The 12,062-nt window shown below is 61.8% G+C and carries 11 protein-coding genes; 8 read left to right on the top strand and 3 right to left on the bottom strand.

The genetic code is table 11. From position 1 onward, the window contains the following. Together EN964_RS00345 and EN964_RS00340 are read right to left on the bottom strand one after the other, a co-directional pair. On the bottom strand, window positions 1–1,007 hold a 1,007-nt coding region (locus EN964_RS00345), incomplete at its 3' end, for an Nramp family divalent metal transporter (RefSeq protein ID WP_306663732.1). A gap of 239 nt (window positions 1,008–1,246) precedes the next feature. After that, a complete protein-coding gene (locus tag EN964_RS00340) occupies window positions 1,247–1,837 on the bottom strand; it encodes a LysE family translocator (RefSeq protein ID WP_127270534.1) in 591 nt (196 codons plus the stop codon). Window positions 1,838–2,063: 226 nt separating this feature from the next. On the opposite strand from EN964_RS00340, the gene EN964_RS00335 reads away from it, so the two are divergent. The 8 genes from EN964_RS00335 to EN964_RS00300 all read left to right on the top strand — a co-directional run bounded on the left by EN964_RS00335 (window position 2,064) and on the right by EN964_RS00300 (window position 11,501). Continuing rightward, a complete protein-coding gene (locus EN964_RS00335; RefSeq protein ID WP_127270532.1) occupies window positions 2,064–3,074 on the top strand; it encodes an ATP-dependent DNA ligase in 1,011 nt (336 codons plus the stop codon). Window positions 3,075–3,180: 106 nt separating this feature from the next. Beyond that, entirely contained in the window at window positions 3,181–4,935 is a 1,755-nt protein-coding gene (locus tag EN964_RS00330; RefSeq protein WP_127270599.1) for a thiamine pyrophosphate-dependent enzyme, read from the top strand. Window positions 4,936–5,031: 96 nt separating this feature from the next. Continuing rightward, window positions 5,032–5,913, top strand: a complete 882-nt coding sequence (locus tag EN964_RS00325; RefSeq protein WP_127266686.1) for a cytochrome c oxidase assembly protein — start codon at window positions 5,032–5,034, stop codon at window positions 5,911–5,913. 247 nt (window positions 5,914–6,160) lie between these two features. Then, window positions 6,161–7,141, top strand: a complete 981-nt coding sequence (coxB, locus tag EN964_RS00320; protein WP_164748824.1) for a cytochrome c oxidase subunit II — start codon at window positions 6,161–6,163, stop codon at window positions 7,139–7,141. Then, entirely contained in the window at window positions 7,138–9,078 is a 1,941-nt protein-coding gene (gene ctaD, locus EN964_RS00315; protein WP_127266687.1) for a cytochrome c oxidase subunit I, read from the top strand. The genes coxB and ctaD overlap by 4 nt, the downstream gene beginning before the upstream one ends. Further along, entirely contained in the window at window positions 9,075–9,677 is a 603-nt protein-coding gene (locus EN964_RS00310) for a cytochrome c oxidase subunit 3 (protein WP_127266702.1), read from the top strand. The genes ctaD and EN964_RS00310 overlap by 4 nt, the downstream gene beginning before the upstream one ends. Before the next feature lies 1 nt (window position 9,678). After that, the gene (locus tag EN964_RS00305) at window positions 9,679–10,020 is read left to right on the top strand and encodes a hypothetical protein (RefSeq protein ID WP_127266688.1); all 342 of its coding nucleotides are present in this window, start codon (window positions 9,679–9,681) and stop codon (window positions 10,018–10,020) included. 20 nt (window positions 10,021–10,040) lie between these two features. Next, entirely contained in the window at window positions 10,041–11,501 is a 1,461-nt protein-coding gene (locus EN964_RS00300) for a cytochrome c (protein ID WP_164748822.1), read from the top strand. Window positions 11,502–11,554: 53 nt separating this feature from the next. On the opposite strand, the gene EN964_RS00295 is transcribed toward EN964_RS00300, so the two are convergent. Then, window positions 11,555–11,899, bottom strand: a complete 345-nt coding sequence (locus EN964_RS00295; RefSeq protein WP_164748821.1) for a hypothetical protein — start codon at window positions 11,897–11,899, stop codon at window positions 11,555–11,557. Window positions 11,900–12,062: the final 163 nt, after the last annotated feature.

The following is a 12,062-nucleotide window of genomic DNA, read 5'->3' as shown; positions in this document are numbered from 1 at the left end:
CCAATTACACCGACCGCAAACAGAATGCTGGCAGCGTCGCCGGCAAGCGGCCGCAGCGCTTCGGCCGCCTGCGCCGCTGTCTCGATCTGCGTCTGCCCGGCCTTGTAGAGCGTCGAACCTGTCGAAAGAATGATGAAATACATGATCAGATTGGAGAACGTCATGCCGATCAGGATGTCGCGGCGGGATCGGCGCAGTTCGCTCTCCGTGGCGCCTTTGCGCTCTTCGAGGCTCGTTCGACCCTTGGCTATCTCCTCCTCCACCTCCTGATTGGACTGCCACGTGTAAAGGTATGCGGAGAGCGTGGTCCCGATGATGGCGACGAGGATGGACAGGTATTCGCGGCTGAATTCGATTTTTGGCAACAGCGTGCCGCGCAGGACAGAGGCTGCATCCGGTTTGGCAAGCACCGCGGAGACCACATAGGCAAGCAGAGCCAGAGCCAGCCACCGGAACACATTTCGGATCAATTTATACGATCCGAACACCTGCAGGGCAAAAATGACGACCGCAACGGCAATGACGACCAAGGGAGCAGGCAGAGGAACGAACAGCACGATGGCCGCCGACATGGCGCCAAGATCTGCGGCTGCCTCGATCGTGTTGCCAATCAGCACGCCCACCAGCACGGACCATAGCAGCCAACGCGGATAGAAGTCCGATATGACCTTGAAAAGCCCGCGACCCGAAACCTGGCCAAGCTTGGATGAAAGATAGACGACGACATACATCATCGGCAGCGTGACAGGTGCCGTCCACAGCAGGTCAGGCCCGAACCGCGCTCCGGCGCTCGCGTAGGTACCGATGGCCGAGCAGTCGTCATCGGCCGCGCCGGTGATCAGACCAAGCCCGAGAGCCCGAACGACGCCGCCCTTTTTTTGCCCGCTTGCCCTTTGGCCCTCGTCAGGTGGCTTGTTCATTGAAGGCGCGTCTTTACCGAGGCCACGCAAGAAATCATGACGAACATTCCAATCGGACGGCGATGAAGCAGCCGTTTCAAGCTGCATTGAGATCGAGGCTCGAACCTCTGGTCAGGCTTTTTGTTCCTGGACCAGTCCCGGCCCGCGACGACGTTTCATCCGATGCGGGTTCTTTCGGCGGAGCCGGACATCCAAGCGAATGCTCCGCTCCACTGAAGAAGGGTGTCGGAGCCTGTCATTCAGGCGACTTGGCACAAAACTTTCCCCGAAAGAAAATCCCGCGGCGCCAAAGTCGAGTGTTCGGCCCAGCCCGTTCATCCGCTTGGTCAGCGGCTCGTACCGCCGCCGATCGCCATCCGTAAGCCGAGGCCGATGATGAGACAGCCGGTGAGCCGCTGCTGCCAAAGCCTTGCGCGAGGGTGCCGCATGACCCATGCCCCGGCCGCGCCCGATGCCAAGGCATAGGCTCCCAGCACCAGCACACCGGTTATCTTCTGTGTTGCGCCAAGCAGCACCAGCTGCGACGTGACGGAGCCCCTGTGCGGATCGACAAACTGCGGCAGGAACGCAACCATGAACATCAAAGGCCAGGGATTGCTCAGATTGGCGATCATTCCTTCCCGGGCGGCGGCGAGCGGCCGCAGGGCCTTGAGGTCACCCGTGGGAATGGTTGCCGAGGATGAAAGCAGCAGCCGGACACCCAGCCAGACGATGTAGGCCGCCCCGGCCCATCGAAGCAGATTGAACGCCAGGGGCGAGGCGTGGACAAGCGAGGACAGGCCGAATGCAATCAGCGGAAGCTGCACAAGTCCGGCGCCCAGCGTCATGCCGAGCACCGTGAGCAGCGCCACGTCGCGCCCCTGTCCAATGCCGCGGGCCATCACCAGCATGCTGTCGGGACCTGGCGGCACCTGCATGAGAATGACGGTTCCGACAAAAGCTATCCACAATGAGGGATCGATGGGGCATCTCCGTTAGCGCTGCCGATGACATCAAAGCGGCCAGCCGTCATCCGGGTTCCGCGGCAAATGAAAATGTCCCATCGCGAAGAACCAGGCATGAACCGTCAGATGGAACGCGGTGCCAGTCCTGGAAGTTGAAAAAAGCCGGAGCCGTTCCTGAGCCGGTTTTGGAGGCCTACCCGTGCATGAACCAATAAACGCCTTCCCGCTCCCGCTGGACACGTCTCCGATGGAGGCCAAGCTTGCCGATGAAATCCCCCGGGATGGAAACCGCTGGCAGTACGAGCCCAAATGGGACGGGTTTCGCTGCCTGGCTTTCAAGAGCGACGACACCGTTGACCTGCGCGCCAAATCCGGCAAGCCGCTCGGCCGCTATTTTCCAGAAATCACGGACATTTTGCGTGACCTCAAGCGCGGGCATTTCGTCCTCGACGGCGAGATTGTCATTGAGGTTGACGGTGAGCTTTCCTTCGAGGCGCTGCAGATGCGCCTTCACCCGGCACAAAGCAGAATCCGCAAACTGAGTTCGCAGACGCCTGCCAGTCTGATCCTCTTCGACATGCTTGCCAGGCCGGGCGGCGAGGTCATCACGGGCAAGCCACTTGTGGAACGGCGGCGAGCGATCGAGGACTTGGTGACCTCCTCGAACAGTCCAGATCTTCGCCTGTCGAAGTGCACTTATGATGCAGCCACGGCGGCTCGATGGCTACACGGCTCCGGCCATGCATCGACCGACGGCATCATGGCCAAAGTGCTTGATGAGCATTATCTGTGCGGCGAACGTGCGATGGTGAAGGTAAAGCCGAGGCGCACCGCCGATTGCGTTGTCGGCGGTTTCCGTTATCTCGCGGACAGTCGTGAGGTTGGCTCGCTGCTCCTCGGCCTCTACAATGACGACGGCAAGCTCGATCACGTCGGCTTCACGTCGACCATCGCCAGGACCGACAGAGGAGCGCTCACGCGCCGGCTGGAAGGGCTGCGGTCAGAGCCCGGATTCACCGGCAAGGCGCCCGGCGGCCCGAGCCGCTGGAGCACGGAGCGCAGCGGACAATGGGAACCCTTGCAGCCTGAACTGGTGGTGGAGGTCCGCTTCGACCACGTTACCGGCAATCGATTCCGCCACGGCACCAAACTGCTGCGCTGGCGCCCCGACAAGGCGCCACGGCAATGCACGTTTGAGCAGATCGAATAGACCGCTCCTGGAAGATCGCTTCCAGAAACCTGTCACGATTTATTGTGACGAAGGAACCAACTCGGGATTCACCGGTTCGGACACCATCCACCGGAGCTACCCCGACATGCCAAATGCAGCAGAAATTCTCATCGATACGCTCGTCGCCTGGGACGTGGAGGTGGTGTTCGGCTTGCCGGGAGACGGCATAAACGGCGTCATGGAAGCGTTGCGGACGCGGCGCGACAAGATTGCCTTCGTTCAGGTCCGGCATGAAGAGTCGGCTGCCTTCATGGCATGTGCGTATGCCAAGTGGACAGGAAAGCTGGGCGTGTGCCTTGCGACGTCCGGTCCCGGCGGAACACATCTTCTGACCGGCCTCTATGACGCCAAGCTCGACCAGGCTCCGGTGCTGGCGATTACGGGCATGCAGTTCCACGATCTGATCGAGACGTTCACGCAACAGGATGTCGATCTGACGCGCGTGTTCCACGATGTCTCCGTTTACAATGCACATGTCGCCGACGCCGCGCATATGGAAAACGTCGCCAGCCTTGCCTGCCGAACCGCGCTGGCGCGCAAGGGCGTCGCCCATCTTTCGATTGCCAGCGACATCCAGGAGCAGGAGAGCGATCCGTCGAAGCGCTCCAAGCGCAATCGCCCGGCGCACACGCCGCAGGATATGTTCGCCGGTCACAGCGTACCGCTGGAGGTTGAGCTCGACAAAGCCGCCGCCATTCTCAATGACGCTTCGCGGGTTGCGATCCTGGCCGGACGCGGCGCCATCGGCGCGGCCGCCGAACTCGAACACACGGCGCGACTGCTGCAGGCGCCTGTCGCGAAGGCCTTGCTGGGCAAGGCGGTGCTGCCGGACGACCATCCCTACACCACCGGCGGGATCGGCATTCTTGGAACCCTGGCTTCGCAAGAGGCGATGGAGAGCTGTGATGCGGTGCTGATTGTCGGTTCGACCTTTCCCTATATCGAATACTACCCGCAGCCCGGGCAGGCCCGTGGCGTCCAGATCGACTGCGATGCGCAGCGGATCGGCTTGCGCTTTCCGGTCGAGGCCGGCCTTGTCGGCGACGCGGCCGAGACATTGCGCGCGCTGAACCAACGTCTGACGCAGAAGCCCTCCGATGAGTTCCTGCACCGTTCCCAGGAGACCATGAGGAAATGGCGCGAGATGATGCGGCAGTCGGAAGACATGCAGGCGCAACCCTTGAAGCCACAGGCGATTGCCCGGGCGTTCGGACAACGGTTGGCCGACGACACGGTGCTGGCCACGGATTCCGGTCAGAACACGGAACTGGCCGCCCGCCATGTCGATCTTCGCAGCGGCCAGGCATTTGGGGTGTCCGGATCGCTGGCATCGATGGCTTGCGGTCTCGCCTACGCCATCGCTGCCGGCATCGCGTTTCCCGGTCGACCGATTGCCGCCATCGTCGGCGATGGCGGCTTTGCCATGCAGCTCGGCGAATTCTCGACGGCGGTGCGCTACAAGATCCCGCTGAAGGTTCTGGTGATCAAGAACAACATGCTCAATCAGATCGCCTGGGAGCAGATGATGTTTCTGGGGAATCCGCAATTCGGTTGCGAATTGCAGCCGATCGATTTTGCCATGGCGGCGGAAGCAATGGGCGCAAAGGGTTTTCGCATCGAGCGGGCCGATCAGATCGAGACGGTTCTCGACCAGGCTTTCGCCACGGAAGGCCCTGTCGTGATCGAAGCGCTGGTAGATGCGTATGAGCCGCTGATGCCGCCCAAAATGCCGGCAGATTACGCCAAGAACTTCCGCCAGGCCCTGCCGCGGACACCGGGACACGAACGCATAGAAGAAAACATCGCCCGGGAGCCGGCGAAATCGATGATGGACGCCTAGAGGCACGGAGGTGAGAACAGCGCCTCAGTGGCTTCAATCTGGATCTTTCCAGATGAACCGGAGCTCCGGTGCTCTTCCGGCTGACGGATGCGGATCATGAGCTTCGACGCGCTCTTTTCGACCTCGATCTGCTATGGCAACGGCGCCCCGCAAGCCGGTTGGACACTGGCGCTTCCCATCACATTGCCGCTCCTGGCAGTCGTGTCGCTCTATACAGCGGGCGCCAGCCGACTGTGGCGACGGAGCGGACGCGGACGCCGCTTGCGATCACGGCAGGCCTTCCAGTTTGCTGCCGGCTGGGCCGTCCTGGCGTTCGCCCTTGTAAGCCCGATCCATGCGTTGGGCGAACATGTGTTTGCGGCGCACATGATCGAGCATGAATTGCTGATGGCGGTCGCAGCGCCTCTGCTGGTTGCCTCCCGCCCGACAGCGGCGATGATGTGGGCACTGCCGGTACAGCTGCGCCAGATATTCGGAGCGGCCGGACATGCAAATACGCTTCGGGCGATCTGGGCGTTCATCAGCCGCCCTGTGGTCGCGACCGTCCTGCACGGAGCCGCGATATGGATCTGGCATGTCCCGGCGCTGTTCGAGGCTGCCCTCCAGCAGGGTTTCCTGCACTATGCCCAGCATGCGAGCTTCCTCGGTACCGGGCTATTGTTCTGGTGGGTGCTGCTGCCTCGCCCTGGCCGCGAGCACGCTTGCGGCAATGCGGTGATGCATCTCTTCTTCACCTCGCTCCACACCGGGCTGCTCGGGGTTTTGCTCGTCGTCTCGCCAAAGCTGTGGTATCCGGCTAATGCCGTCGGCTCGGATCTGTGGGGGCTCAGCCCGCTCGAGGACCAGCAACTTGCAGGCTTGATCATGTGGATTCCCGCTGGCCTGATCTATGGCGGAGCCGCACTGCTCTTGGTTGCTTTCTGGATTCAAACGAGCAGTCGGCGGCATCAGGCTCCCCAGGAGTTGCGCATCGTCTAACCCGCACCGCTTCACGTCGGTTTTCACCGGGCGGTGTTGCCAAGCATCCTTTTTCAGCCAGCTGCGTTATGGCCTTGGCAACGATGGTGGATCCTTCATGGCGAGGTGCATGAGTCCGTTGGCCCGCTCTCGCAGGCGGACATGACCGCAAATGTCGCTTGCCTTTACATGTCCAACGCAAATCCTGACTGGCATTGTTGCGGGAAAGGCTGCGCAACCGCGTTTGAGGTGGGTCAGCGCAGCGTCGATGTTGGTATTGGCAGGATGCGGCGATCGGCAATCGGCCCTCCATGCACACGGTGCGAACGCCCGGAGAATCCTTGATCTGATCTGGTCTTTCAGCGCAGTCGCGGCGGCCACGTGGCTGCTTGTCATGCTGGTCTTGGCGGCAGCGCTTTTGCGTCGCCGCCTCTCCGAGACAACGCGCTCGCCGCTTGAGATCGATTCACATCAGGAGCGCCGATTTACCCGCGCTGTCGGCAGCGCCGTTGCGTTGACCGTTCTGGTGCTCGTCATGATGACGATAGCGAGTTTTTTCGCCGGCAAATCCATTGCTTCGCTGAGCGGAACGGAAACGCTTGCCGTGCGGATCACGGGGCACCAATGGTGGTGGGAGGTCCGGTATGCCGGTAATGATCCCTCGCAATCGATCGTCACGGCAAATGAAATCCATGTCCCGGTTGGCGAACCGGTCAAGGTCGAACTCGATTCGCTCGATGTTATTCATAGCTTCTGGGTGCCGAACCTTGCCGGTAAGCGCGATCTCATTCCGGGCCGGCCAAGCCAGCTTACCCTCATCGCCGATAAGCCCGGCATCTATCGTGGCCAGTGTGCCGAATTCTGCGGCTATCAGCACGCCCATATGGCCATCACCGTCATCGCGGAAAGCCGCGAAGCGTTCGACGCATGGCAATCCAGGCAAAACGCCGTCGCATCCGCGCCTGGCGGCGAGGAAGAACGCCGCGGCCAACAGGCATTTCTTTCCACCGGCTGTGCGCTCTGCCATACGATAAGAGGCACGCCTGCCAGCGGAACGGTCGGTCCTGATCTTACGCATCTCGCCAGCCGACGTGCACTGGCCGCGGATACGCTGGCCATGACCCCTGGCGCGCTCGCCGCCTGGATTGCCGATCCACAGTCGATAAAGCCCGGCGCCAAGATGCCGCGCATTGCCCTTAGCGCCGACGATCTCAACGCGGTCGTCGCCTATCTCGGAAGCCTCGAATGAGCGGCATTGGGGGAAAGCCGGCCGAGCATACCCAGGAGGGCCTGAAAGGCATCCGTGACACCGGCCTCGAAGAGGTGAGACTGCGCGCCTTTCTGGCGCATGCCTGGCGAACGCCGAAAGGCTTCTACGGCTGGCTGGTCACGGTCGATCACAAGCTGATCGGACGGCGCTATATCGTGACGGCTTTCCTGTTTCTCGCCCTTGCGGGTCTATCAGCGCTCGCCATGCGTTTCCAGCTTGCCCAGCCGGAGGCCGGCCACATCGGCCCCGATCTCTACAACCAGCTGTTCACCATGCATGGCACGACGATGATGTTTCTGTTCGCCGTACCGGTGATGGAAGCTTTCGCCATTTACCTGGTGCCGCTGATGATCGGCACTCGCAATGTCGCCTTTCCGCGGCTCAATGCATTCAGCTACTGGGTCTATCTTTCCGGCGGGCTGATGATCTGGATCGCCTTCGCCTTCGAAACCGGTGCGGATGCCGGCTGGTTTTCCTACGTACCGCTCGCCGGACCCGAATATGGCATCGGCAAGCGCCCCGATTTTTGGGCGCAGATGGTGACCTACACTGAAGTGTCCGCGCTCGCGGTAGCGGTCGAGATCATCGCGACAGTGTTCAAACAACGTGCTCCCGGCATGTCGCTTGACCGCATCCCGCTCTATGTCTGGTCCGTCCTCGTCACGGCTTTCGTCATCCTGTTCGCCATGCCGGCCGTGATGGTCTCGAGCACAATGCTGATCCTGGACCGCCTGGTCGGCACGAAATTCTTCGATCCCGCTGCAGGCGGCGATGCACTGCTGTGGCAGCATCTATTCTGGTTCTTCGGCCATCCCGAGGTCTACATCATCTTCGTTCCGGCGACCGGCTTCGTCTCCGCGATCCTGCCGACCTTCGTTCGCCGCCCGATCTTTGGCTATCTCGGGATCGTCCTGTCGTTGATCGCGATCGGTTTTCTTTCCTTCGGCCTGTGGGTGCACCACATGTTCGCTACCGGCCTGCCGCAGCTCGGCGAAAGCTTCTTTACCGCTTCCTCGATGATGATCGCCATTCCGAGCGGCATTCAGATCTTCTGCTGGATTGCGACGATCTGGGGCGGCCGGCCGATCTTCGCCACGCCCATGCTTTTCGTGCTCGGCTTCATCTTCACCTTTGTGATCGGCGGCCTGACCGGGGTCATGGTCGCCTCGGTGCCGCTCGACCTGCAGGTACACGACACCTATTTCGTGGTTGCCCATTTCCACTATGTGCTGGTCGGGGGCGCCGTCTTCCCCCTGCTAGGCGCCGTTTACTACTGGTTTCCCAAGATCACCGGACGCATGCTGTCTGAGAGGCTCGGCCGCTGGAATTTCTGGCTCGTCTTCCTCGGGTTCAATCTCACCTTCTTCCCCATGCATATTCTCGGTCTGCAAGGCATGCCGCGCCGCGTTTATACGTATCCGCCGGCGAGCGGCTGGGGCGAGATGAACCTCTTCATCAGCCTCTCTTCACTGGTGGTGTTCGCCGGCTTTGCGCTTTTCTTCCTGAACCTCCTGCTCAGCCTTCGCAACGGCAGCATTGCCGGAGACAATCCCTGGGGCGCGAGCACGCTCGAATGGGCGACGACGTCGCCGCCGCCCTCCTACGATTTTTCGCGGCTGCCCGTGGTAACTCACCGCGAACCGCTTTGGGCCGAGCCCGATACGCTTCCCGTGGTCGAGGGTCTGCGTGTCGACGCACGCGAGGTGCTCGCCGGCACGGTCGCCGATGCGGTGCCGCAACTAAGGGTGCCATCGGCTGACAACTCGATCTGGCCGCTTCTGTCGGCCATTGCGGTGGGCGGTGCATTTCTCGGTTCGATATACACGCCATGGGCGGTGGTCTGGGGAGCGATCCCGGTTTCGATCGGCTTCATCTGTTGGTTCTGGCCGAAGGGCGAACCGGAGGACGAGGAATGAGGCACCGTCCCGTCGCCGGCGTCAGCCACCTGCCCACATATGATTTCGGGTCGGCGAGCCCGATGTGGTGGGGAACCCTTGCCTTCATTGCTCTCGAGGCAACAGGTTTTGCCTTGGCGATAGGCACCTACTTCTATTTGGCCGTGCTGGCCCGGCATTGGCCCATCGGAGCGCCGGCGCCAGATTTGCTGCCGGGCACGGCAGTGTTGATCATTCTGGTTGCGAGCGTCGTGCCCAACCACCTGATCGAGTTTTGGGCGCGTCGCCAGGACCTCGCGAAAGTTCGCCTTGGCATGGTCGTCATGTCGGTCGTCGGGATTCTTCCGCTGATCGTTCGCATCTGGGAATTTCCGGCTCTGCGGATTTCCTGGGATCAGAACGCTTACGGATCGATCGTGTGGTTCCTACTTGGACTGCATACCACGCATCTTCTTACCGATGTCGGCGACACGATCGTCCTGGCGGTTCTCATGTTCACGCAAAAAGGCAAGGCGGGCCGCCGCTTCAGCGACGTCTCGGACAATGCGTTCTACTGGGACTTCGTCGTCGTCTCATGGGTCGTGCTCTATCTTGTTATCTATTGGGCTCCGAGGATGTGAGATGCAGGCGATCCGTACCGGCGTTTCCTGGGCAGGCCTGGTCAGCGGGCCAGTTGCATGGGCAATAGCCCTGCAGCTCGATTACTCCATTGCATCCTGGCAGTGCCATGCCGGCTTTCGTCCCACTGCCTTGTTCTCATTGATAGGCGCCGCTGTCGCCCTGGCAGGCACGCTGCTGTCGTGGCACGCCGTTCATGACCGCGGACATGGTACGATCCCGCCCCGGAAGGCGCGCACGCGCGCGTTCCTTGCCAGGACTTCGGTGGGCATCGGGGCGCTGTTCACGCTCATCTTGCTGGCGCAAGTGGTGGCAGGGCTGATCTTCAGCGGGTGCGAATTGTGACGACGCCAAAGACGCGGAGATTGGCCATCCACCGCCGGTACGCGCTTTGGCCTGCCACGGGCATTCCATTTCCAGCCGTCATTTCTCGGTCGGTCGTACTCGTCTTGTTATCGTTGGCGGTTTGTACCGAGCTGCGGGCGAGCGAAATCCAGAGGGGTGAATATCTCACGCGAGCGGCCGACTGCATCGGCTGCCACACGTCCAATCCGAGCCGCCCCTTCGCTGGAGGCTATCGCGTGCCGACGCCCTTCGGCGATGTATACTCGACCAACATCACACCAGATCTCGAAACGGGCATCGGACGCTATTCCGCGGACGAGTTCGTGCGAGCCGTCCAGAAAGGTATCAGGCGCGACGGAGCCGATCTCTACCCCGCCATGCCCTATGACAGCTTCGCCGCAATGAGCCGCGAGGACGTGCTTGCGATCCGGGCCTATCTCCTTGCGCAGCCGCCGATTTCCCAGCCGCGGCCGCGAAACATTCTGCCTTTTCCATTCAACCAGCGCTGGACGGTTGCGCTGTGGAAGCTCGCGAACCTCCAAAGCGGCAGTTTCACGCCTGACCGGAGCCGGACCGCCGCATGGAACAGGGGAGCCTACCTTGTCGAGGTGCTCGGCCACTGCGGTGCCTGCCACACGCCAAGGAATGCGACGTTCGGCATGGATGAAGACCACAAGCTTGCCGGCGGCACCGCCGGCATCTGGCACGCCTTCAACATCACCAGCGACAAGATCGCAGGCGTCGGCGGCTGGAGCAACGAAGAGCTGTCTCGATTCCTCAAAACCGGCGCCGTGCCCGGGAAGGCCTACGCGGGCGGGCCGATGGCGGAAACGGTCATGAACAGCCTGCAGCATCTTTCCGACGACGACATCCAGGCTATTGTCGCCTATCTCAGGGACGTGCCCGCCCAACCGGGAGACGAGAAGCAGCCGCGTTTCTCATGGGGTAACGCGGCCGCGGCCGCGGCCGACGACATTGCTGGAACCGAAGGGATGACGCAAGGCAGCGGAACCGCAACCGGCGATGATCTCTATCGATCGCTCTGTTCGACGTGCCATGGGGCGAACGGAGGCGGATCATCAGACGGATCCTATCCGTCCTTGACCCGTAACAGCACCCCCGGCGCGGCCACGCCCGAGGATGTCGTCATGACCATCCTTGAAGGCGTCAAAGCTGGTGACGTGGCCGGGCGTCAATCGATGGCGGCCTTCGGCGGCTGGCTGGATGATGGCCAGGTGGCAGCTCTTGCAAATTACGTCACCGTGCGGTTCGGAAATCCCGACCTCAGCGTCACCGCGGCCGATGTACGCCAGATGCGGGCAGGAACGACAACCAGCCAGACGATCATGATTCTGGCGGCTCAATCACTTGTAGCGGGCGCCGCCGTGTTGATGCTTGGCCTGCTGCTTTTGCTGGCAAGACGCCTGCGCCGTGGGGCGACTTCAGCGCGCCTCATGTTCGCGCGTAGAGATAGGCGGTAATGTCGCGCGCCTCTTGAGGCGACAGATTTGTATTGGGCATGGCCGTCTTCGGGTCAACGTACCGCGCCCTGCTGATCCAGCGCATCATCGCATCCGGGGTGGCTCGCGACGGCCCGGTATATCCCTCTTTCGACGACGCCTTGCAGGGACGGACCGACGGTGCCACGGGCGCCGGGCACTCCCGGGATTTCGTGACATCCGCCACAGCCGTTGCGGATCATTGCCGGGACGGCCCGGTCAGGGTCGCCCCCGATGGCCTGTGCAATGGTGGTTTCCCGGAGATTGTCGCCGCGGACCAAGTTGATGGCGCAAACTACCGGAACAATGGCGATTGCCGCGAATACGCCTGCCACCCAGGGCAGCGCGGATGGCATCAACTTGACGGGTTGTCGGCTCATCCGCGCCTGCTGCCGCAGTCGCAAGACGCGGCCCGGTGGCCGCTGCAAGCGCCCTCAAACGCCCGATCATCCCCGGATCTCGCTGGAAACAACTCAATCATCGGCGATGAAAATCATACCAGCGGGCCGAACACGAATGTAGCCAGCAGAACAAGGAAAATCA

The sequence above is a fragment of the Mesorhizobium sp. M7A.F.Ca.CA.001.10.2.1 genome (assembly GCF_003998575.1).
Taxonomy (GTDB): Bacteria; Pseudomonadota; Alphaproteobacteria; order Rhizobiales; family Rhizobiaceae; genus Mesorhizobium.
This window is presented reverse-complemented; position numbering and strand designations above follow the sequence as displayed.